Origin of the sequence: Pseudomonas sp. Irchel 3F6 (assembly GCF_900187595.1) — a bacterium.
Lineage (GTDB): Bacteria > Pseudomonadota > Gammaproteobacteria > Pseudomonadales > Pseudomonadaceae > Aquipseudomonas > Aquipseudomonas siliginis.
On record NZ_FYDP01000007.1, the window covers coordinates 128,630 to 151,501 of the forward strand.

At 61.9% G+C, this 22,872-nt stretch carries 21 protein-coding genes; 8 read left to right on the top strand and 13 right to left on the bottom strand.

Annotated features, from left to right (window positions below; all coding sequences use genetic code 11):
• Positions 1-63 precede the first annotated feature (63 nt).
• Positions 64-1,965 carry a 3-dehydroshikimate dehydratase QuiC gene (gene quiC / locus CKW30_RS21670; protein ID WP_095181872.1) on the bottom strand — a complete coding sequence of 634 codons (1,902 nt, stop codon included), beginning with the start codon at positions 1,963-1,965 and terminating at the stop codon, positions 64-66.
• A 361-nt stretch (positions 1,966-2,326) separates the two neighbouring features.
• Between quiC and CKW30_RS21675 the strand changes: the two genes are divergently transcribed.
• Positions 2,327-3,661 (top strand): MFS transporter, encoded by a 1,335-nt coding sequence (locus CKW30_RS21675; RefSeq protein WP_041477757.1) that lies wholly within the window; start codon positions 2,327-2,329, stop codon positions 3,659-3,661.
• Positions 3,662-3,779: 118 nt separating this feature from the next.
• On the opposite strand, the gene CKW30_RS21680 is transcribed toward CKW30_RS21675, so the two are convergent.
• On the bottom strand, positions 3,780-4,658 hold the full coding sequence (locus tag CKW30_RS21680) for a DMT family transporter (RefSeq protein WP_095181873.1): 879 nt from the start codon (positions 4,656-4,658) through the stop codon (positions 3,780-3,782).
• 390 nt (positions 4,659-5,048) lie between these two features.
• Between CKW30_RS21680 and CKW30_RS21685 the strand changes: the two genes are divergently transcribed.
• The gene (locus tag CKW30_RS21685) at positions 5,049-5,933 is read left to right on the top strand and encodes a neutral zinc metallopeptidase (RefSeq protein ID WP_095181874.1); all 885 of its coding nucleotides are present in this window, start codon (positions 5,049-5,051) and stop codon (positions 5,931-5,933) included.
• Complete coding sequence (locus CKW30_RS21690; RefSeq protein WP_095181875.1) at positions 5,934-6,887, top strand: alpha/beta fold hydrolase; 954 nt, start codon at positions 5,934-5,936, stop codon at positions 6,885-6,887.
• Between the two features lie 133 nt (positions 6,888-7,020).
• Here the strand turns inward: CKW30_RS21690 and CKW30_RS21695 are convergent, their stop codons facing one another.
• From CKW30_RS21695 to CKW30_RS21705, 3 genes are all read right to left on the bottom strand, one after another.
• A complete protein-coding gene (locus tag CKW30_RS21695) occupies positions 7,021-7,614 on the bottom strand; it encodes an HAD family hydrolase (RefSeq protein WP_056790576.1) in 594 nt (197 codons plus the stop codon).
• A complete protein-coding gene (tesB, locus tag CKW30_RS21700) occupies positions 7,611-8,480 on the bottom strand; it encodes an acyl-CoA thioesterase II (RefSeq protein ID WP_095181876.1) in 870 nt (289 codons plus the stop codon). Before tesB ends, CKW30_RS21695 begins: the two co-directional genes overlap by 4 nt.
• Positions 8,481-8,591: 111 nt before the next feature.
• On the bottom strand, positions 8,592-9,161 hold the full coding sequence (locus tag CKW30_RS21705; protein WP_095181877.1) for a GNAT family N-acetyltransferase: 570 nt from the start codon (positions 9,159-9,161) through the stop codon (positions 8,592-8,594).
• An 82-nt stretch (positions 9,162-9,243) separates the two neighbouring features.
• Here CKW30_RS21705 and CKW30_RS21710 point away from each other — a divergent pair, with 82 nt between their 5' ends.
• Positions 9,244-10,164: a histone deacetylase gene (locus CKW30_RS21710; RefSeq protein ID WP_095181878.1), complete on the top strand. Its 921-nt coding sequence runs from the start codon at positions 9,244-9,246 to the stop codon at positions 10,162-10,164.
• Positions 10,165-10,444: 280 nt separating this feature from the next.
• The gene (locus CKW30_RS21715) at positions 10,445-11,689 is read left to right on the top strand and encodes a TIGR03862 family flavoprotein (protein ID WP_095181879.1); all 1,245 of its coding nucleotides are present in this window, start codon (positions 10,445-10,447) and stop codon (positions 11,687-11,689) included.
• Between the two features lie 150 nt (positions 11,690-11,839).
• Here the strand turns inward: CKW30_RS21715 and CKW30_RS21720 are convergent, their stop codons facing one another.
• From CKW30_RS21720 to CKW30_RS21740, 5 genes are all read right to left on the bottom strand, one after another.
• Positions 11,840-13,180: a DEAD/DEAH box helicase gene (locus CKW30_RS21720; RefSeq protein WP_041477749.1), complete on the bottom strand. Its 1,341-nt coding sequence runs from the start codon at positions 13,178-13,180 to the stop codon at positions 11,840-11,842.
• A 52-nt stretch (positions 13,181-13,232) separates the two neighbouring features.
• The gene (gene yedA, locus CKW30_RS21725) at positions 13,233-14,168 is read right to left on the bottom strand and encodes a drug/metabolite exporter YedA (protein ID WP_095181880.1); all 936 of its coding nucleotides are present in this window, start codon (positions 14,166-14,168) and stop codon (positions 13,233-13,235) included.
• 324 nt (positions 14,169-14,492) lie between these two features.
• Positions 14,493-15,098, bottom strand: a complete 606-nt coding sequence (locus CKW30_RS21730; protein WP_095181881.1) for a PolC-type DNA polymerase III — start codon at positions 15,096-15,098, stop codon at positions 14,493-14,495.
• Between the two features lie 35 nt (positions 15,099-15,133).
• Positions 15,134-15,613: an NYN domain-containing protein gene (locus CKW30_RS21735; RefSeq protein WP_095181882.1), complete on the bottom strand. Its 480-nt coding sequence runs from the start codon at positions 15,611-15,613 to the stop codon at positions 15,134-15,136.
• A gap of 287 nt (positions 15,614-15,900) precedes the next feature.
• Positions 15,901-16,662 carry a DUF2076 domain-containing protein gene (locus tag CKW30_RS21740; protein WP_095181883.1) on the bottom strand — a complete coding sequence of 254 codons (762 nt, stop codon included), beginning with the start codon at positions 16,660-16,662 and terminating at the stop codon, positions 15,901-15,903.
• A 177-nt stretch (positions 16,663-16,839) separates the two neighbouring features.
• On the opposite strand from CKW30_RS21740, the gene CKW30_RS21745 reads away from it, so the two are divergent.
• On the top strand, positions 16,840-17,514 hold the full coding sequence (locus CKW30_RS21745; RefSeq protein WP_016773061.1) for a YciC family protein: 675 nt from the start codon (positions 16,840-16,842) through the stop codon (positions 17,512-17,514).
• A 75-nt stretch (positions 17,515-17,589) separates the two neighbouring features.
• On the top strand, positions 17,590-18,669 hold the full coding sequence (locus tag CKW30_RS21750) for an endonuclease/exonuclease/phosphatase family protein (protein WP_095181884.1): 1,080 nt from the start codon (positions 17,590-17,592) through the stop codon (positions 18,667-18,669).
• A gap of 11 nt (positions 18,670-18,680) precedes the next feature.
• Here the strand turns inward: CKW30_RS21750 and CKW30_RS21755 are convergent, their stop codons facing one another.
• The 3 genes from CKW30_RS21755 to hrpB form a co-directional block, all read right to left on the bottom strand.
• Positions 18,681-19,106, bottom strand: coding sequence for a hypothetical protein (locus tag CKW30_RS21755; RefSeq protein WP_095181885.1), 426 nt, complete (start codon positions 19,104-19,106; stop codon positions 18,681-18,683).
• A 13-nt stretch (positions 19,107-19,119) separates the two neighbouring features.
• Entirely contained in the window at positions 19,120-19,692 is a 573-nt protein-coding gene (locus CKW30_RS21760) for a hypothetical protein (RefSeq protein ID WP_095181886.1), read from the bottom strand.
• Between the two features lie 129 nt (positions 19,693-19,821).
• Positions 19,822-22,341 (bottom strand): ATP-dependent helicase HrpB, encoded by a 2,520-nt coding sequence (hrpB, locus tag CKW30_RS21765; protein ID WP_095181887.1) that lies wholly within the window; start codon positions 22,339-22,341, stop codon positions 19,822-19,824.
• A gap of 110 nt (positions 22,342-22,451) precedes the next feature.
• On the opposite strand from hrpB, the gene CKW30_RS21770 reads away from it, so the two are divergent.
• Positions 22,452-22,871: a hypothetical protein gene (locus tag CKW30_RS21770; RefSeq protein WP_042610556.1), complete on the top strand. Its 420-nt coding sequence runs from the start codon at positions 22,452-22,454 to the stop codon at positions 22,869-22,871.
• Position 22,872: the final 1 nt, after the last annotated feature.

Sequence of the window (22,872 nt, forward strand, 5' to 3'; positions counted from 1 at the left end):
GGGCCGCGCGGGACAGTGAAGGAAGCCGCGCAGCCGGTGTTTAATCCCGCGTTTACGAATTCCCTACAACTTCGCCTGACGCACCGCACCGCTGCGCGATTTGGCCATCGCCGCCAGCCGCACCGCAACGTTGGCCGCGCCGTAGCCGGCATAGCCATTCTTGCGCTGGATGATCTCGAAGAAGAACCGCCCCTCGAACGGCTCGGTGTAGACATGAAACAACTCGCCGCCCTGGGCATCACGGTCGTAGAGCACGTTGTAATAGGCCAGTTCGCTGAGGAATTCATCGTCGAAATCGAAACGCGCGGCGAGGTCGTCGTAATAGTTCAGCGGGATGTCCAGCAGCGGCACACCGGCCTCCTTGGCGCGACTGACCTGGGCGAAAATGTCGTCACAATCGAAGGCGATGTGGTGCACACCGGAGCCGCGATAACTCGACAGCGCATGCGAAATGGCGGTGTTGCGGTTCTCGGAGATGTTCAGCGGCAGCCGGATCGAGCTGTCGCGACTGCGCAGTGCGCGGCTCTTCACCAGACCGTACGGATCGGGCAAGACCACTTCATCGTCGGCCTCGAAATCCAGCAGGCTTTTATAGAACAGCACCCAACTGTCGAGGCTGTCCGCCGGCAACGCCATGGCCATGTGATCGATACGCTTGAGGCCGCCGCCGGTCTGCGCGTCGGGCAACAGATTGAAATCGGTGCCGTAAACATCGGCGTCCGCATCGACCAGATAAATCAGGCTGCCGTCCGGTGCGCGCACCGCCGCCAGCTCCAGTTCATTCGGCCCGACCAGGCCGCGATAGGGCTGCCCCTTGTAAGCGACCGCGCGGGCCAGCGCACTGGCGCTGTCCTTGACCCGCACCGCCGTAGCGCACAGCGACGGGCCGTGGGCTTCGAAAAAGCTGTGGGCGAAGGAATACGGCTCGGAGTTGAGGATCAGGTTGATATCGCCCTGACGCAGCAGGCTGACACTCTTGGAGCGATGCTGCCCGGCCTTGGCAAAGCCGAGGCGTTGCAGCCAGTGACTGAGCTTCGCACCGAGGGATTCGTCGACGGCAAATTCGAGAAATTCCACGCCGTTGTATTCGCTGGCCGGCGGCGTTTCGAAAAGAATTTCACGGTTGGCCACCGGCGGCGCTTCCTGCTCGAGACGCTGACGGATCTTCTCTTCCAGATACAGCAGCGAGCGCAATCCGTCGGCAGCGTTGGCTCGCGGGGGCGCGGCGCGGAAGCCGTCGTTGAAGATTTCCAGCGACAACGGTCCGGTATAACCACTCTTGATGATCGGCGCGAGGAAACCCGGCAGATCGAATTCGCCCTGCCCCGGGAAACAACGGAAATGCCGGCTCCACTCCAGCACGTCCATGGCCAGGATCGGCGCGTCGGCCATTTGCACGAAGAAGATCTTGTCGCCGGGAATGTCGGCGATCGCGCCGGGATCGCCCTTCAGCGACAGGGTGTGAAAGCTGTCGAGCAGCACGCCGAGGTTGGGGTGATCAGCCTGACGGACGATGTCCCAGACCTGTTGATAAGTATTGACGTGACGGCCCCACGCCAGCGCTTCGTAACCGATGCGCAAGCCACGGGCGCCGGCGCGTTCGGCCAGCAGGCGCAAATCATCGACGAGGATTTGTTGATCGCCGACACTGTCCGGCGAGGCGTTGCTGCAGACCAGCACCAGGTCGGTGCCAAGTTCCTGCATCAGATCGAACTTGCGCTCGGCACGCTCGAGGTTGCGCGCCAGGCGATCGCGGCGGCAGCCTTCGAAATCACGGAACGGCTGAAACAGGGTGATGGCGATCCCCAGATCGGCGCACATCTGTTTAATTTCCCGGGGACTGCCGTCGTAGTAAAGGAGGTCGTTTTCGAAAATCTCCACGCCGTCGAACCCGGCGGCGGCAATGGCTTCGAGTTTTTCCGGCAGGGTGCCGCTCAAGGAAACGGTGGCAATGGAACGCTGCATGTTTCAACTCCCGGACTGCGCCGCTTTATCTTTACTGTAGGAGCTGCCGAAGGCTGCGATCGTTTGATCTTGATTACCAAAACAGCAAAATCAAAAGATCGCAGCCTTCGGCAGCTCCTACCGGGGAATGGGTTTTTATAGTGAGGGAAATTATTGGCTGCATCCCTGCGCGCAGCAATTTAAAGTGTACTACCCGGTTAGTTTTGCGTGCGATTATCGAACACTAAGGCGATTTGGCGAATTGACGATTTTTTGTTCACTGCCCAACATCGGTTGCACATCGAGTCCGGCCACTAACCACCGGGCAAGGTGTTCGACAGAAAAGAACACCAAATAACAAATCCAAAAACGGGTGGAACACATGATTCCTTCACAGACTTCCCGCATGGCTCCGGCCATGAGCACTGCCACGGGTGGCATTGGCGACAAGATCCGCGGCGCCATGGCCGTCGGCAAGACCCGCTGGGGCATGCTGGCGCTGGTGTTTTTTGCCACCACCCTCAACTACATCGACCGCGCCGCCCTCGGCGTCATGCAGCCGATCCTCGCCAAGGAAATGAGCTGGACGGCGATGGACTACGCCAACATCAACTTCTGGTTTCAGGTCGGCTACGCGATCGGGTTTGTCCTGCAGGGACGCCTGATCGACCGGGTCGGCGTCAAGCGCGTGTTCTTCTGCGCCGTACTGCTCTGGAGCCTGGCCACCGGCGCCCATGGCCTGGCGACCTCCGCAGTCGGCTTCATGGTCTGCCGCTTCATCCTCGGCCTGACGGAAGCGGCCAACTACCCGGCCTGTGTGAAAACCACGCGCCTGTGGTTCCCGGCCGGTGAACGCGCTGTCGCTACCGGCATCTTCAACGCCGGCACCAACGTCGGCGCGATGTTCACGCCGATGCTGCTGCCACTGGTCCTGCATGTGTGGGGCTGGCAAGCGGCGTTCCTGTGCATGGCGGCACTCGGCGGCATCTGGCTGCTGTTCTGGGGCTTGAAGTATTTCAATCCGGAAGACCATCCGACGGTGAAACAGTCGGAGCTCGATTACATCCAGCAGCAAGTCGAACCGGAACAGGCCCGCGTGCCGTTCAGCAAGATCCTGCGCATGCGCGGCACTTGGGCCTTCGCCCTCGCCTACTCGCTGACCGCGCCGGTGTTCTGGTTCTATCTGTACTGGCTGCCGCCGTTTCTCAATCAGCAATACAACCTCGGCATCAACGTGACGCAGATGGGTATTCCGCTGATCATCATCTACGTCACGGCTGACTTCGGCAGTGTCGGCGGCGGGATTCTGTCCTCGTTCCTGATCGGTCGCGGGATGAACTCGATCAAGGCGCGGCTGCTGTCGATGTTGCTGTTTGCCTGCTGCATCATCGGCGTGGTCATGGCCGCCGGCTCGGCGAATCTGTGGGTGGCGGTGGCGGCGATCTCGCTGGCGATCGGCGCGCATCAGGCCTGGACTGCGAACATCTGGAGCCTGGTGATGGACTACACGCCCAAGCACATGATGAGCACGGTGTTCGGCTTCGGCGGCATGTGCGCGGCGATCGGCGGGATGTTCATGACCCAGATCGTCGGCCACATCCTCACCGTTACCAACAACAACTACACGGTGCTGTTCACGCTGATTCCGGCGATGTACTTCCTCGCACTGACGTGGATGTACTTCATGGCACCGCGCAAGATTCCGACCGTCGAATAACCCGCTAAATTGCCCCTGTAGGAGCTGCGGAACGCTGCGATCTTTTGATCTTGCTGTTTAAGATCAAAAGATCGCAGCCTCGTTTCACTCGTCAGCTCCAAGGGATCTTTGCTCCCCCTTAGCGCCGGCTCTGCTGCCACGCTGCCGCCAATCCGCTGCAACAGATCACCGCGATACCGATCACCGTCAACCCGCTCGGGGTGTGATTGAACAGCAGCCAGCCCAACAACCCGGCAAAGACGATCTGGCAATAGCCGAACGGCGCCAGCAATGCCGGCGCGGCGTGACGGAAGGCCTGAGTCAGAAACAAGTGCGCAGTCATCCCGCAACTGCCCAGCGCCAGCATCAGCGCGGCATGAGGCAACGTCGGCACCTGCCAGAAGAACGGCACCAGCGCGCTCATCACCAGGGTATTGCACAGCCCGGCAAAGAAGTTGCTGGTGGTCGGGCTGTCCACTTCGGCGAGCTTGCGCGTCAGCAGCTGGTAGAAGCAGAAGAACAGCGCCGAGCAGAACGGCAGCAGGATTGCCGGGGTGAACAGTTCGCCGCCCGGGTGGACGATGATCAGCACGCCGATGAAGCCGCAGATCACCGCGATCCACTGTCCGCGCGTCACTCGTTCCTTGAGCAGCGGCACCGATAACGCCGTCACCAGTACCGGCGCGAGAAAGTTGACCGACGTGGCTTCCGCCAGCGGGATGTACAGCAGCGCCGTGGTGAAAAACAGGCTGGTGCCGAGCAGGCACAGGGCACGGGCGAGCTGCCATAACGGTTTTTTCGTACGCAGAACGCGCAAACCGGACTGCGGCAGGAAGATCCCCGCCATCAACAAGGTGTGCACCACATAGCGCGCCCACACCACCATCACGATCGGATAAAAACCGGAGAGGTATTTCGACAACGCGTCGTGGCTGGAAAACAGGAACGTCGCCACGACAATCAGCAAAATCCCCTTGAAGGGCTGGTTGACACCGGAGAGCGGGGTGCTGACGGTCATTGGCAATCTCTGAAAAAATACCCGGGCGAGCGTGCGCGCTGGCGGCAATCGTTGTGGCAATCATAGTCGGCCGAGCTTTCAGCAACCGCACAGGTTGCACTCTTCTGCGCCGGGAAACCGCCGTTGAGCAAAACCGTGACGCAAGATTCCCGCCACTTCGGCGCCCGGCCAGTGTGCAACATCACAGACTGCCGTCGAAACGGCGGGTTCATGAATCGGCAGAAGAAATCCCACTCGGGATTGAATTCACGGCCCGCTCGACCGTCAATACCAGGCCCGCACCATGTGGGCGCGTGTGCATGGACGGACGACCGGACTGGCGCCACACTCACACAGCGGCAACACTCATCACTAGCAGATTCATCACCGGCAATAAAAGAGGATTCCCACATGCTATGGAAAAAAGGCCGACGCAGTGACAACGTCGTCGACGCCCGGGGTGATGATGCCGGCGGTGGCGGCGGCATGCGCTTCGGTGGCGGCAAGGGCCTGAGCCTGACCGCCATCGTGCTGATCGTCGGCATCGGCTGGCTCACCGGCCAGGACCCGCTGCAGATCCTCGGCCAGTTGACCGGCCAGATGGAACAACCGGCGCCCACCTCGCAAACCCGCCAGGCGCCACCGGCCAATGATGAACAGGCTGAATTCGTCCGCTCGATCCTCGGCGACACCGAAGACACCTGGGGTCCGATCTTCCAGCAGGCCGGACGCCAATACAAAGACCCGACACTGGTGCTGTTCAGCAATCGGGTGAACTCCGCGTGCGGCATGGCCACTTCTGCCACCGGCCCGTTCTATTGCCCGGCAGACCAGAAGGTCTATCTGGACATGGCGTTCTTTCAGGAAATGTCGCAGCGCTTCAAAGCCGCCGGCGATTTCGCTCAGGCTTACGTGATTGCGCACGAAGTCGGCCACCATGTGCAGACGCTGCTGGGCGTCTCGGCGAAGATGCAGGCGGCGCGTCAGCAAGGCCGGCAGATGGAAGGCGACGGCGGCTTGCTGGTTCGCCAGGAATTGCAGGCCGACTGTCTTGCCGGCGTCTGGGCGTATAACGCGCAGAAACGCCTGAACTGGCTGGAACCCGGCGACATCGAAGAAGCCTTGAACGCCGCCAACGCCATCGGCGATGATCGCTTGCAGCAACAGGGCCAGGGCCGTGTGGTCCCGGACTCGTTTACCCACGGTACGTCAGCGCAAAGGGTGCGCTGGTTCAAAACCGGATTCGCGCAAGGCCAGGTAAGCCAGTGCGACACCTTCGCGGCGAAAACCCTGTAAATGCATAAATGGCTCGTGGCGTTATTGTTCATCGTCGGCACCGCGCAAGCGGCCGGCGTCGATGCGATCAGCCCCGGTCGCCTGCAACTCAAGGCCGGGGAGATGGCAGTGGGCATCGGCCCGGCACCGGAGAAGATCGAGCGGGTGCTGATCGTCATTCACGGTCGCCTGCGCAACGCCGAGACCTACCGCAAAAGCGCGGAAAGCGCCGCCGAACTCGCCGGGCAGACCGCGCACACGCTGGTGATCGCTCCGCAGTTTCTCAATGAAAGCGACGTCACCCTGTACTCCTTGCCGCCAACGGTGCTGCGCTGGCAGGGCAACGAGTGGATGGGCGGCGGCTTGTCCAGCGGGCCAAATCCGCTGAGCTCCTACGCGGCGCTGGATGAAATCGTCGCGCGGGTCAGCGATCGCAAACAGTTTCCGGACGTGAAGCAGATCGTGATCTTCGGCCACTCCGGTGGGGGTCAGGTGGTGCAGCGTTACGCCCTGCTGGCCAAGGATCAGCCAGCGCTCAAGGCCAACGGCATTCGCTTGCGCTATGTAGTGGCCAATCCTTCTTCTTATGCGTACTTCAACGAGCAGCGGCCAGTGGCGTTCGACCACGCACAATGCCCGGGCTTCAATCGCTGGAAGTACGGCCTGGCGGACATGCCGGTGTATGCCGGCGGGCAAACGCCGTTGCAGGTCGAGAGCGCTTACGTCAAACGCGAGGTGATTTATCTGCTCGGGCAGCAGGACGTCGACCCGGAACATCCGGCGCTGGACAAGAGCTGCGCGGCCGAGGCGCAAGGGGCTTACCGCTTGATGCGCGGAAAAATGTATTTCGGCTACTTACTGCGCCGGCATCCCGAGGGGGTCAATCAGCGGCTGATTGAAGTGCCTGGGGTCGGGCATGACGGGGATGGCATGCTGACGTCGGCGGAGGGGCAGAAGGCTTTGTTTGATCAGTGAGTTTTCTAATGAATCCACCGGCCCCTTCGCGAGCAGGCTCGCTCCCACATTTGGAATAAATGCCACACTCGGAATGCATTCCCCTGTGGGAGCGAGCCTGCTCGCGAAGGCGTCCGATCAGACAACAACGATCTCAGGCCTGCAGCATCCGCCGCAACTCGACACAATCCTTCGCATGCCAATCGGTCAACTCCGGCCACGGGTTATCCGGCAGGTTCACCAACACCGTCCGCGCCCCCGCTGCTCGACCGCAATCCAGATCAAAGCGGTAATCGCCGACCATCACCATGTCACTGGCCGGCACTTGCCAGGCCTCGGCCAGTTTCAGCAAACCGCCCGGATGCGGCTTCGGCGGTGCTTCGTCGCGACCCAGCACATCCTCGACCGCGAAGCAGTCGGCCAGGCCGATCGCCTCCAGCGTCACGTGCGCCAGCTCCCGCGCATTGCGCGTGAGAATGCCGAGGCGATAACCGCGCGCATGCAGGTCGCGCACCAGCTCCACCGCGCCGGTGGCCGGGGTCGAGCCCAGCGCCAGATCGCGTTCATGCTCGAGCAACCAGGCATGCTTGGCCGCTGCTTCATCCGCTGGCAATGCAGCGAGGTGGGTGAGGATGTCATCCTCCGGCGGAATCGCCAGTGCCACCCGAATCGCCGCGAAATCATGCACGGCGACAGTCAGCGTGCCGTCCATGTCGAACACCCAATGACGAACCTCGGTCAGGCTCATGCCCAGTCCTTGCGATGGCGGATCAGACCTTCCTGAGTCACCGAAGCGACCAGTTGCCCGGCACGGTTGAACACGCTGCCACGGGAAAAACCACGGGAGTTGCCGGCCCACGGGCTGTCCATCGCGTAGAGCAACCAGTCATCGGCGCGCAGATCATTGTGGAACCACAGCGCGTGATCAAGGCTGGCGACCTGCATGTCCTTCTGCCAGACCGACTTGCCGTGGGGCAGCATCGACGTGGTCAGCAGGCCGAAGTCCGAGGCATACGCCAGCAGGTATTTGTGCAGCGCCGGGATGTCGGCCAAGGCGCCGTCGGCGCGGAACCACACGTACTTCAGCGGATCGGCCGGTTGCGGGTTGTACGGGTCTTTTTCGGTAACCGGGCGTACTTCGATCGGTTTCGGACACAGCAGTTTTTCACGCATGTGCTCGGGAATCAGGTGCGCTCGCTGCTGGATCAGTTCCAGTTCCGAGGGCAGGTTTTCCGGGCCGACCACCACGGGCATCTGGCCCTGATGCTCGAAGCCTTTTTCGTCGTACTGGAACGAAGCGCTGCACGTGAAGATCGGGTGGCCCTTCTGAATCGCCGTCACGCGGCGGGTGCTGAAGCTGCCGCCATCACGCACGCGATCAACCGAATAGACCACCGGCAACTTGGCATCGCCCGGGCGCAGGAAATAACCGTGCAGCGAGTGCACATGGCGCGCCTCTTCCACCGTCTGACTGGCGGCCGACAGCGACTGGCCGAGCACCTGACCGCCGAACAACTGGCGGAACCCCAGATCCTGACTACGACCACGGAACAGGTTTTCTTCGATCGGTTCCAGGGTCAACAGATCGACCAGATCTTCCAGCACTTGGCTCATTCAGACACTCCTCACACAAAGCAATGGCCGCGCAGTCTTGGCTGCGGCGGACGATTCAGGTTCTGGCACGGGCCAAATACGATGGCGGCCATTGTAAACGTCCGTGTCGGCTTATTCATGCAAGGTTTGCAGCCATTGTTCGCGGCTGATGCGATACAGAACATGGCGGCGCAACGGGTGATCGAGCGCAACCTTGGGGTGATCGAAATCATCCTGCGGATCGTGATGCATGCCGATCGCCTGCATGACCTTCTCCGACTGCGCGTTCTGCCCGGCGGTAAACGAGACGATTTCCTCCAGTTTCAACTGGTCGAAACCCGCGCGCAGAGCCGTCCACGCCGCTTCGCTGGCGTAACCCAGGCCCCAGTGTTCCTTGGCCAGACGCCAGCCGATCTCCACCGCCGGGGTGAACGGCGCATCGAAGCCGACCACGCCCAACCCGGTAAAACCGATGAACTCGCCCGTGTCCTTGCGCTCCAGTGCCCACAGGCCGAAGCCGTGCTCGGCGAAATGCCCGCGCACGCGGCCGATCAATGCGGCGCTTTCGAGCCGGGTCAGCGGCGCCGGAAAGTAGCGCATCACCTGCGGATCGGCGCACATCGCGGCGAATGCCGGCAAATCCTCATCCTGCCACTGACGCATCAACAACCGCGCGCTTTGCAGCTCCAGTATCGGCTCCATCGTCCCCTCCATTTCCATGCCGTTGAGTCTACATCGCTGGTAGGATCGTTCATTCTTTCCCAGGTTCTGCGCGAAACAAGCCATGCCTTTGCCGTTGATCTACCACGAAGACTACAGCCCCGAGTTTCCTGCGGAGCACCGCTTCCCCATGGACAAGTTTCGTCTGTTGCGCGATCACCTGGTCGACAGCGGCCTGACCCGCGACGCCGACCTGCTGCGCCCGCAGATCTGCCCCAACGACATCCTCGCCCTCGCCCATGACCGCAGCTATATCGAACGCTACATGAGCGGCGAGTTGTCCCGCGAAGACCAACGGCGCCTCGGCCTGCCGTGGAACGAGGCGCTGGCGCGACGCACCGTACGTGCGGTGGGCGGTTCGATCCTCGCGGCAGAGCAAGCGCTGGAACATGGCCTGGCCTGTCATCTGGCCGGCGGCACCCATCACGCTCACTACGATTACCCCGCCGGCTTCTGCATCTTCAATGACCTGGCGATCATCAGCCAGTACCTGTTGCAGAGCGGCCGGGTCAATCGCGTGCTGATCTTCGATTGCGACGTGCATCAGGGCGACGGCACCGCGCGGATTCTCCACGACACGCCGGAGGCGATTACCGTTTCCCTGCACTGCGAGAAGAATTTTCCCGCACGCAAAGCCGAAAGTGACTGGGACATCCCGCTGCCCAAAGGCATGGGCGATGCCGACTATCTGCAGGTGGTCGATGACACGCTCAATTACCTGCTGCCGCTGTATCAACCGGATCTGGTGCTCTACGACGCTGGCGTTGATGTGCACAAGGACGATGCCCTCGGTTATCTGCAACTGACCGACGACGGGGTGGCCGAGCGCGATGAACGGGTGATGCGCCATTGTCTGGGCCGCGACATCCCGGTGGTCGGGGTGATCGGCGGCGGCTACAGCAAGGATCGCCACGCCCTCGCCCGCCGCCACGGCATCCTCCATCACAGCGCGCAACGAGTGTGGGATTCACACGGCTGTCATTGAAACGTGCTGCGTTACCCACAATCGCTGTGGAACTGCCTGTGGATAACCTGAGTGAAAGGGACTGCAGGCCATGCTGGCCAAGGCGCCCAGCGCACTGTTTGTTTTTTAACCAGCCTCGAAATACACCGCAGCCCCGGTGGGAGCGAGCCTGCTCGCGAAAGCTTTAGCACCTACAACATCTAATTGACTGACAGACCGCGTTCGCGAGCAGGCTCACTCCTACAGGGGTTCAGCGCTGTTAGAATGCGCGCCTTGTCCCGCCATACCGCAGCGCACCCCCATGACCCAGAACTCCGCCCCCGCCAACACCCACGTCGCTATCATCGGCGGTGGCCCCGCCGGCCTGATGGCAGCCGAAGTGCTGAGCCAGGCCGGAATCCGCGTCGACGTGTACGACGGCATGCCCTCGGTCGGGCGCAAGTTCCTGCTGGCTGGGGTCGGCGGCATGAACATCACCCACTCCGAAGCGTACCCGGCGTTCCTCTCCCGCTACGCTGAACGCGCACCGCAGATCGCCCCGCTGCTGCGCGCATTCGATGCCGATGCCTTGTGCCAGTGGATTCACGATCTGGGCATCGAAACCTTCATCGGCAGCTCCGGCCGCGTGTTCCCCACCGACATGAAAGCCGCGCCACTGTTGCGCGCCTGGCTCAAACGCCTGCGCGACAGTGGCGTGGTTATCCACACACGCCATCGCTGGCTCGGTTGGAACGCAAGCGGCACATTGCGCATCGCCAGTCCGCAAGGCGAAATCAGCGTAAACCCCGACGCCACCCTGCTCGCCCTCGGCGGCGGCAGTTGGTCGCGCCTGGGCTCGGATGGCGCGTGGATGTTGCCGCTGGAGCAGCACGGCGTGGATCTGGCACCGTTGCAGCCAAGCAATTGCGGCTTCGAGGTGCAGGCCTGGAGCGAGCTGATGGTGAGCAAATTCGCCGGCGCGCCGCTGAAAAACATTGCCATCGGTTTGAACGACGACATCCCGCGCTTGGGCGAATGCGTGATCACCGCGACCGGCATTGAAGGCAGCCTGATCTATGCGCTGTCGGCGCCGATTCGTGAGGAAATCAATCGCTATGGCGCAGCGGTTATCCACATCGACCTACTGCCCGGCCGGCCTGTGGATAAATTGCAGGCAGCCCTGAGCAAACCACGCGGCTCGCGCTCAATGGCCAAGCATCTGCACAGTCAGGTGGGGATTGATGGGGTTAAAGCAGCGTTGTTGCGCGAGCTGACCGATGCCGAAACCTTCGCCGATCCGGCGCTGTTGGCCCGAGCGATCAAAGCGTTGCCGCTGACTCTGGTGAAAACCCGTCCACTGGACGAAGCGATCAGCAGTGCCGGTGGCGTAAGGTTCGAAGCGATGGATGAGCGCTTGATGCTCAAGGCGCTGCCGGGGGTGTTTTGTGCGGGCGAGATGCTCGACTGGGAAGCGCCGACCGGAGGCTATTTGCTGACCGGGTGTTTTGCCAGCGGGCGGGCGGCTGGGTTGGGTATTGTGCAGTGGCTTAAGCACAAACCCCTGTAGGAGCTGACGAGTGAAACGAGGCTGCGATCTTTTGATCTTCAAAAATCAACATCAAAAGATCGCAGCGTTCCGCAGCTCCTTCAGGGAAACGCATCCCCAATGTGGGAGCGAGCCTGGTCGCGAAGACGTCCTTACAAACGCTTCATCAAATCAAGGCTTGCGCTTACGCGGTCCGGTATTGAACACCGGCACTTTGCGCACCGGCTTGATCGATGGCTCCGGTGCCGAGGTCTCGCCGCTGTCGACCCACTTGCCCAGATTGCGCTTACCACCGCCACCGCCCGACGCTTTCGGCTTCTTCGGTTTTTTCGGTTTCTTGATCACCTGACCGCTGGCATCGGTGTCCGGCACGCGGTGCTCGGGTTCGAAATCCGGCTCGTTCTGGCGCTTCAGGTTCTGCCGCGTCAGCATTTCGATGGCCGAGAGCATGTTCACTTCATCGGCACACACCAGCGAGATCGCCTCACCGGTGGCACCTGCGCGGCCAGTGCGGCCGATGCGGTGAATGTAATCCTCGGCGACGATCGGCAGATCGAAGTTGACCACCAGCGGCAGGTCTTCGATGTCCAGACCACGGGCGGCGACGTCGGTCGCCACCAGAATCTGCACTTCGCTGAGCTTGAACCGGTCCAGCGCGCGCTGGCGCGTAGCCTGGGGTTTGTCGCCATGGATGCCGTCAGCATTCACACCGAGGCCCTGAAGTTTTTCCACCAGCGCATCGACGCCGTTGCGGGTCTTGGCGAACACCAGCACCTGCTTCCACTTGTTCTTGCGCATCAGGTGCACGAACAGTTCGGCCTTGCGCTTCTTGTCTACGGTGACGATCCACTGCTTGACCGTGTTGGCAGCGACGTTGCGCGGGCTGACTTCGACGCTCAAAGGATCATTGAGCATCTGCCCGGCAAGCAGGCGGATGTCATCGGAGAAGGTCGCGGAAAACAGCAGGGTCTGGCGTTTTTTCGGCAGCATGCGGTAAATGTTCGCCAGTTCTTCGGAGAAGCCCAGGTCGAGCATACGATCGGCTTCATCCAGCACCAGCGTTTGCAGTTGATCGAGTTTCAGCGCGTTCTGGCGGAACAGGTCGATCAAACGGCCGGGTGTGGCGACCAGCACATCGACGCCGCCGCGCAGCTTCATCATCTGCGGGTTGATGCTGACACCGCCGTACACCGCGTACGTGCGCAACGGCAGGTTTTCCGCGTACTGGCGCACGGCTTCGTGGACCTGCTCGGCCAGCTCGCGGGTCGGCACCAGAATCAGCGCACGCGCCGAATTGGCGGTGACTTTCGGCCCTTCCATGGTCAGCAACTGCAACAGCGGCAAAGCGAAACCGGCAGTTTTACCGGTGCCGGTCTGGGCGGCTGCCATCAGGTCACGACCGGCCAGCACCGCCGGAATGGCTTGCGCCTGCACCGGCGTCGGGGTCTGGTAGCCGAGCGTCTCGAGGGAGCGCAGCAAGGGTTCGATCAGGCCAAGGGAGGCGAAAGTCATGGGAGTACCGTAGGAAAAAATGACGCGGGGATGCAATGCCGCGCAGTTTACCCTAATTCGTACGCGCTTCCGTCGGAACGGCTTTCGCCTCTTCCACGGGTGGCTGCGCAGGTCGACGCCACTGCGGCAGGCTGATCAGCAGCACGGCGCTGATGATCACCAGCATCGCCAACGCTTCTTCGATGCCGATGGTCTCGCCGACAAACACTACACCGAGCAACACCGCCACCGCCGGGTTGACGTAGGCGTAACTGGTCGCTGCCGCCGGGCGCACGTGTTTGAGCAGATACATGTAGGAATTGAAGGCGATGATCGAGCCAAAGAAGATCAGATAGGCCAGCGCCAGCCAACCCTCGAGCGACGGCATGGCTTGCAGGTGCTCGCCGCTCAGCGCACTGCCGATCAGCAAGACCACGCCGCCGACGAGCATTTCCACCGCACTGGCCATGGCCCCCGCCGGCAATGGCAGGTATTTGCTCCACACCGAACCGAACGCCCAGCTCGCCGCCGCGAAGATCAGCAACATCGCGCCGAGCGGGCTCGATTGCAGGTTGGAACCCATGTTGAGCATGGCGATGCCAATAATCCCCAACGCCACACCGGCCCACTCCAGCCGCGTATTGCGCGCGCCCCAGAAGTAGCCGAACAACAAGGTGAACAGTGGCACCGTCGCCACCGCCAGCGCAGCAACACCTGAAGCCACCCCGGTGTGCTCTGCCACGCTGACCGCGCCATTACCAAAACTGAGCAGCAGAATGCCGACCAGCCCCGCCGCTTTCCACTGCGCCCAGGTCGGCGCCGCAGCCCCGCGCCAGCGCAGCCAGGCGTACATCAAGCTGCCGGCAATGACGAAGCGCACCCCGGCCAGCAACAGCGGCGGCCAGTATTCGACGCCGATGCGAATCACCAGACAGGTCGATCCCCAAATCACGTACAACGCAAAAAACGCAGCGATCAACGGCAGGGAAAAACGGCGCAAGGCAGGCATGGGCAGCTCGACAGTCAGATTCGGTGAACGGTTTATTCTAGAAAGGCCGCCGCGCAAAAATAAGTTACAAAACCTGTTTTTCGCGCCGGTACACTTTTGCATGAAAGCAACTGAGACCGCTAAGGTCCTTGTGGGAGCGAGCCTGCTCGCGAAAGCGGTGTATCAGTCACAGTTGCGTTGAATGACACACCGCATGGATCGTCCCCACGCTCCGCGTGGGAATGCCTCAACGGACGCTCTGCGTTCGGCTTTGAAAGGGACGCGGAGCGTCCCGGGCTTCATTCCCACGCTGGGCGTGGGAACGATCAGTCGGAGTACCCGGGATCAGCGATAACGCTGCAGATGCTCGCCGACTTTCGCCGCAGGGACTTTCTGCAACTTGCACAGCAGGTCGTGATTCAACTCGCGCACCCCGTGCTTGCCCCGCAACTCTTCCGCCAAATGCGCCATCAGATTGGCCGCCATCTCGGCATCGGCCATGGCCCGGTGAGCCTGGCCCGTATGCGGCAACTGCGCGAAAGTGGTGAGCGTGCCGAGCTTGTGATTCGGCGCCGCCGGCATCAGGCGCCGCGCCAGCAGCAGTGAACAGGCGAAATTCTGCAGGCGTGTGCGTTTGATCCGCCCCAGTTCGAAATCCCAGAACTTCTGGTCGAACGAGGCGTTGTGCGCCAGCAACGGCGTGCAGCCGACGAATTCGTTGACCTCTTCCATCACCCGCTCGGCCGGCGGCGCGGTGCGCAGCATGGCGTTGCTGATGCCGGTCAGTTGCTCGATGAACGCGGGGACGCGCACGCCGGCGTTCATCAGGCTCTGGTAACGCTCGACGATGCGGCCGTTTTCCAGCATGACCACGGCGATTTCCGTGGCGCGGCAGCTGCTGTTCGGCGACAGGCCGGTGGTTTCAAAGTCGATGACTGCAATGCGTTCCAAACCGGGGTGTACTCCGTTCAAATCTATTGTTCAGCTCAGCTCTTGAGCAACAGTGCGCCTTCGATCGGCACGTAGCGGCTGGCGGCGCGGATCAGCGAGTTGGCGGTAAGGCCAGGGACGCCGTAGGCCACCGCTTGCACGCCGTGCTTGTTGATGATGCGCTCGAGCAGCATGTCGAAATCGCCGTCACCGGAAGCCAGTACCACTTCGTCGACATGGTCGGCGGCGTCCATGATGTCCAGGGTAATGCCCACGTCCCAGTCACCCTTGGCCGAGCCGTCGCTGCGCTGGATGTAGGGCTTGAGCTTCACGATGAAGCCGAGGTTGCGCAGGATCTGCTGAAACTGCTGCTGCTTGCTGTCGCCACGGTCGATCGCGTAGGCGTAGGCCTCGACGATCTGCCCGTTCTTGCTGATGTCCGCCCACAATGCGGCGTAGTTGAAGTGGCAACCATAGGCCTGACGCACGGTGTAGTAGAGGTTCTGCACATCGGCGAACACTGCGATTTTTTTCACCGGAGTTCCTGTGGGCGCACAAGCGCACGAAGCGGGGTCAGGCGATCAGGCCTGAAAAAGGCGCTCAGTATGCCAGCCAAGAGAAAGATTCAGCGAATAATCACCGGCTGGCGCCGAGGTGTCCCTGACAAACGGTGTTGTGGCGAGGGGATTTAGCGAAACGTCGCACCGCCCCGCTGGGCTGCGGAGCAGTCCTCGCTTCAATCAGGAAAAGCGGGGCTGCTGCGCAGCCCAACGGGGATAAATCCCCTCGCCACATGGGTCGATGTCAGCCTTGAAAGGCTATGTCAGACGAAAGAGTCGTCGTCATCGAAGAACGACGAATTGTCGCTGCTGTAATCGGCGTCGCTGAAACCGCCCTGGTCATTGCCCGAGAAGCCGTTGTCCGCCACGCGCTGATCATCGCCCCAGCCGTTGTTGCTCTGGTCGGCGACCTGCGCCGGTTCTTCCTTGATGACCTCGACGATTTCTTCCGGTTGCTGATTATGGTGGAACAGGCTGCTGATGCCCTGCGCCAGCATCACACCGCCGGCCACGCCAGCGGCGGTTTTCAGCGCGCCGCCGAGGAAGCTGTTGCCCGCCGCCGGGGCTGCCTGCTGCGCATAGTTGGGCGGCGCGGCGCCGAAGCTCTGTTGTGGCGCCGGTGCCTGGTAGCTCTGCTGCTGTGCCGGTTCACGCCAGCCGCCGGAGGACGACGGCGCTGCGCTCTGGCTCGGCGCCGGACGTGAATTGCCGCCACCAAAAATGCTCGACAGGAAGCCACCGCTACCGCTCGCGGCCGGTGCGCCGCTCTGGGCCTTGGCCGATTGCAGCTCGGCCTGCAGGCGCTGGACTTGCTGGGTCAGCTGCTTGTTCTGCTCATCGAGGCTTTTCAGCGCGGCCTCTTGCACCAGAATCGCCTGGGTCATGAAATAACCTGCCGCCGGTTGGCGCGTCAGGTGTTCCTTGATCCGCGTCTCGGCCTGGGCGTCGCGCGGGGCTGCCTCCGTTTCGGCCTGTTGCAGCCGGGAAAACAGTCCATCGATCAGGGTTTGCTCTTCGCTGTTCATGGCGACCTCGTAGATTGCCGGTAATAACGTGCCCGCCCCCACTCTGGGCGCGGTGCTCTCCTGTAATGGAGACAGTGTCAAAACGTTTCAATGACCTTTACCGAATGTTTACGTTTGTGTCGGCCCGCGTTGCATCGGTTAAAGTGAGCCACTGTTTTCGACCTGCGATACCGACTGATGAATGCCCTCGAAGTACTGCGCGACTCTTTGTATTTTTTCAAACGCCATCTGGGCAGCATCGTGCAGTTGTGCCTGCCACTGGTGATCGTCGAAGCTTTCTTGCAGCAGGCGGTCGATCACGCCACCGGGCCGGACACCTTCGCCGGAGTCAGCATCATCGTCGGCCTGCTGGTGTATCCGCTGTACACCGCCGCGCTGATCCTGTTTCTCGATGCGCGCAGCCGTGGCGAGTCGCCGCGCAACCGCGACCTGCTGGCGATGGCCGCAACCCTGTGGCCACGCTTCGCCGTGCTGACCGCGCTCAATACCTTGCTGATTCTGCTGGGCCTGTCGCTATACTTCCTGCCGGGCCTGATGCTGATGGTCATGCTCGCCTTCGCTGAATACCTGCTGGTGCTGCGCGGCCTCGGGCCGTTGCAGGCGATGAAGGAAAGCCTGCGCCTGACGCGCGGGCACTTCTGGCGCATCCTGCTGTGCATTCTCTGCGTGATGACTCCGTTGTGGTTGCTCAAGGGCGCGACGCTGGCGGTGTACCCCGAACCGCAGAATCCGCTGATTGCCGGGCTGATCGACAGCGCTCACAGCTTTCTGCAACTGTTCACCAGTGTGGTGCTGTTCCGCCTGTTCATGCTGATCAGCGAATTGCCTGACAAACGTAACGGAGCGGTCTGACCGCGCCGTGCTTGGGCTTCGCGGCTGCCGTCAGGTATGCTCGGGGCCACTTCCTGTAACGCTATAAGCCGAGCCATGACCCGTCTGCTGCGCTACACCCTGCTTCTCGTCATCCTTGCCGTCGTCCTGTTCGGCGTACTGCTGTTCAGCCTGACCTGGCGCCCCGATGCCCGCGAAACCCTGCCGGTCAGTTGCAGCACCACGGCGCCGACGCTGGTGCCCGGGCAAGCACTGAAAGTCATGACCTGGAACGTGCAGTTCCTCGCCGGCAAGCGCTACGTATTCTGGAATGACCTGGCTCAGGGCGACGACGAAGCGCCGACCGCCGAAGACATGGCCTTCAGCCTCGACGAAGTGGCGCGGGTGATCCGCGACGAACAACCCGATGTGGTGTTGTTGCAGGAGCTCGACGACGGCGCCAAGGCCAGCGATTACCAGAACCAGCTCAAACTGTTGCAGGAACGTGTCGCCGATCTGTACCCGTGCAGCACCAGCGCCTTCGACTGGAAAGCCGATTTCGTCCCCGAGCCCCATATCTACGGCAGCGTCGGCCGCCAGTTGGCGACGTTGAGTCGCTATCGCATCGAACACGCCGAACGCCTGCAACTGCCCGTGGCCCCGAGCAACTTCATCAGCCGCCAGTTCCAGCCCAAAGATGCTTTGCTGGCAGTCAAACTGCCGCTCAGCGATGGCGGACAACTGACCGTATTCAACACACACTTGCAGCGGGCCAGCCAGGCAGACGGCAACGTGCAGGCGCAAGTCGCTGCCGTGGCCAAAGTGCTCGACAAGTATGAAAGCCAGGGCCTGCCCTGGCTGATCGGTGGCGATTTCAATCTGCTGCCGCTGGGCCAGTACCGACGCCTGCCCGCCGAGCGACGCACGCCCTACTCTGCCGACAGCGAACTGCATCTGCTGTGGGACAAGTACCCGATGATCCCGACCAACAATGAAGCCGGCGGCATCGACCGGGCCAAATGGCTGACCCATTACCCCAACGACCCCGGGCTCAACGGCCCGGATCGCACGGTGGATTATCTGTTCTACAGCCCGAAGCTCAAACGCCTGCAAGCACAGGTGCGGCAGGACGATACCTTGCGCATCTCCGACCACTTGCCGGTGATTGCGCGGTTCCTCCTGCCCGCTGCGCCCTGAGCGCTCTGACCTTAGAAGCCGGGCGGAATGTAACCGGGGACAAACCGGACGCCCAGGCACTTGCCATGCAGGATTCGCCCGTCCTCGATCAGGAACTGTGCAATCTTCTTCTGTTGATCGATCTTCGCCTGCAATTTGCAATCGGAACTGTGCCCAACTTGCTGATAATGCTCGGTGTACACCATGCCGTTGCCGGTATGGGTCATCGAAGTGCCAGCCGCTTCGGTGGTGGTCCAGCTCGCGGACTTGTACCAGGTCAGCACGGCCAAGGGTTCGCCATTTGGGCCGATTTCTTTTTTCATCGAATCAGGCGTGCCGAACAGGTCCAGTGCTTCCTGGAGATCGCGGCCCTCCCAGCGGCTCTGCGCGATAGTGCCACAACCGCTCAATATCAATCCTGCCACCAGGGTTGCCAGCCACAAACGTGTGTAAGTCATTGGATGCCCCGGCTTATTTCTTGAGTTCGAGCAGGCTGTCGATGTTGTCCATCATCTGGCTCTTTTGCTGAATCGGCGCGAGCTTGAAGAACATCTGCTGCAGCATCTCGATCATCTGCAGGTATTCCATCTTGCCCACGGCGGCCATGTCGTTTTTCGCGCGACTGCCAGGGGCGCAGGCAAACTTCAGCGCTTGCTGGACCCAGAACTCTTCGGGGGTCTGCCATTGATTGGCAACTTTCAGATGACGCATGGTGTAGGCGAGGCGCTCGATGGACTGGCCATTGATAAAACGCACCTTGCCCGTAGAGCATTGGGCTTCGAGGTTGTAGACGTCGATCATCGGTTTGCCCGGCTCTTCATACACCAGGGTCACTGCGACCATGGTCGCGCCTTTGGTTTTCTGCGAAGGCACGACCGAGGTGGCATCGGCGACGTACATGATGTTTTTCTGGGGCACGCCGTTGCCGTAGATAATCCACCAGTCGCCAATCGGGTTGGACTCTTCGGCCATTGTCGGATTAGAGGCGGCCAGCAGCGCAGCCGACAAGAAGATCAACTTCTTGAACTTGAAGAAAGAGCTCATGGGCAGTTCCGTTCCTTGGGCGCAAGTTGTCAGGCAACAAGGCTTGATATTGTTCAGGCCGCGATTTTGGGAGCCTGAACAAACAAGGGCAATTAGCACGGATGGGCTAATGGCGCGCTGCCATTGTGTTCAGGTACCGCGTGGCTTTGCCCGCGCGGTGGCTTCGGCGACCAAGGGATCGTCCGGCCAATAATGCTTCGGATAACGCCCCTTCAGATCCTTCTTCACCTCGGCATAGGTGCTGCGCCAGAAGTTGGCCAGGTCCTGCGTGACCTGCACCGGTCGCCGCGCTGGCGACAGCAGATGCAGCTTGACCACTTGCCGGCCGCCGGCAATCCGTGGCGTATCGGCCAGACCAAACAGCTCCTGCAAGCGCACCGCGAGAATCGGTGGATGGTCGCTGTAATCCAGACGAATCGATGAACCCGACGGCACGCTCAAATGATGCGGCGCCAGCTCGTCGAGTTTCTGTGGCAGCGGCCACGGCAGCAGATTGCGCACGATGCTCGACAGGTCGAGGTGGGCGAAATGGCTCAGCCGCGAGACCTTGCCCAGATACGGCAGCAACCAGTCTTCCAGGGTATTGAGCAGCGCTGCATCGCTGACATCCGGCCATTGGCTGTCGTCCTGAGTGTTCAGATCGAGCTGACGCAGCAGCGCCACCCGCGCCTGCCACTGGCGCAGTTCTGGCGTCCATGGCAGCAGCTCCAGACCCTTGCGTCGCAGCAGATTGACCAGGGCCTGACTGCGCGTGTTTTCATCGAGACCGGTCAACGGTTCGCGGCTGAGAATCAGCTCGCCGACCTTGCGCTGGCGCTCGGCACGCAGCACGCCTTCGCGTTCATCCCAATCGAGTTGGTCGACGCTGCGCACTTGCTCGGCGAGCACCGAATCGAACAGCGCCGGATCGAAATCCGCCGCCAGATAGATGCGTTCTTCGCGCTGGCCCTGACGGCTGCCGAGGTCGGCGATGACAATCCACTCATGCTTCATCAAGCTGTCGGCCTCAGCGAACAGCGCGGCGCGACCGTTGGCCAACCGGTATTCGGCCCCCCCGGCACGCCGTTGCTGGGCGACGCGATCCGGGTAGGCCAGCGCCAATAGCGCGCCGAGCCAGCGCGGATGCTCGGGATCGTTTACCGGTTCGCTCGGCTTGCCGCGCAGATAGCCGCGATATTGCCGAGCCAATTGCCGGGCACGTTGCACCCCGCCCTGCGCCCCACGACCGGCACGTTCTTCGCCGGAAAGCAGAACCAATCGGCTGTGCAGATCCGCACCAGCGCCGCGCAGGATATCGCGCTCGCCGAGCAGCGCCGCCACATCGCAGGCCATCGCCGCCAGCCCCAGCGCCTGACCGCGCAACAGCAAATGCGCAATGCGCGGATGCGCCGGCAGTTCAGCCATGGCCTGGCCGTGGGCCGTCAGCGTGTCACCGTGCAAGGCGCCTAGCCGTTGCAGCAGATCCTGCGCTTGCGCATACGCGGCCGCCGGCGGCACATCCAGCCAGACCAGTTCGCCCGGGGTCACGCCCCAGCGCCCCAGCTGCAAAGCGAGGCTGGCCAGATCCGCCGAGAGAATTTCCGCGCTGCCATAGGCCGCCAGTTGTTCGTGCTGATCCTGTGACCACAAGCGATAACACACGCCCGGCTCCAATCGCCCGGCGCGGCCGGCACGCTGGGTGGCGCTGGCCTTGGAGATGCGTTGAGTGTCGAGGCGGGTCATGCCGCTGCCCGGGTCGAAACGCGGCACCCGCGCCAGCCCGGCATCGATGACCACGCGCACGCCGTTGATGGTCAGGCTGGTCTCGGCGATGTTGGTTGCCAGCACCACTTTGCGCTGACCGGGCGGCGCCGGATCGATCGCCGCGCGTTGCGCATTGAGGTCGAGTTCGCCGTGCAACGGGCACAGCAAGATGTCTTTGCGCTCGCCAATGGCGTCGGCCAATTGCTGATGCACGCGACGGATCTCCGCTTGCCCCGGCAGAAACACCAACATGCTGCCGGTCTCGTCGTGCAGCGCTTCGAGCACGGTTTGGGTAACGCGTTGATCGATGTATTCCCCTGGTTGGAACGGCCGGCCCCAGCGCATCGTCACCGGGTACATGCGGCCTTCGCTGCGCAGGATCGGCGCGTCATCGAGCAACCCCGCCAGGCGCTCGCCTTCGAGGGTCGCCGACATCAGCAGAATCTTCAGCGGCTGTTCAGCGCGAAACAGCTCGCGACCGTTCAGACTGAGGGCCAGCGCCAGATCGGCGTCGAGACTGCGTTCATGAAATTCGTCGAAGATCAGCAGGCCCACACCCTCCAGCGCCGGGTCGTCCTGCAAGCGCCGGGTGAGAATGCCTTCGGTGACCACTTCGATACGCGTCTTCGGGCCGACTTTGCTGTCGAGGCGGATGCGATAGCCGACGGTTTCACCGACCTGCTCGCCGAGCTCGCTGGCCAAACGTTCCGCCGCTGCGCGCGCGGCCAGACGCCGTGGTTCGAGCATGACGATGGTCTGCCCGGCCAGCCAGGCTTCGTTGAGCAAGGCCAAGGGCACGCGGGTGGTCTTACCGGCGCCGGGCGGTGCTTCGAGCACGGCTTCGTGGCGTGACGCAAGGGCTTCACGCAGGGCGGGTAAAACATCATCGATCGGCAAAGAAATCATGCTGGCTCCCAAACAGAGCGGCGAGTATAACGACGAACTGTCTGACGTTCGTCAGGGTCTTAACTTCACAAGACGAAGCTTCGTTGTTTGATGACTCAGGAGACATTTCCATGCGCTTACCCTCTCGCCTGATTGGCGGTGTTCTGGTTGCCACTCTGCTCACGCAACTGTCGGCGTGCGGTTCGATTTTCTACCCGGACCGCCGTGGCCAGATCGACGGCAAGATCGACCCGGCGATTGCCGTGCTCGATGCCGTCGGCCTGCTGTTCTACATCATTCCCGGGCTGATCGCGTTTGCCGTCGACTTCGCCACCGGGGCGATCTATTTCGAACCGGGCCACACCGCGCAGATCGATCCGGCCAAGCTCAAGCAAGCCATCGGCCCTGACGGGCAGGTCGACAATCACAAGTTGCAGGCGATTCTTGAGAGCGAACTGGGTAAAGACTTTCCTCTCGACGACCCGCGTCTGATCCAGCACAAGGGCAGCACTCAGCAACTGGCGATGTTCGGCCTGCAACCCGCCGCTTGAA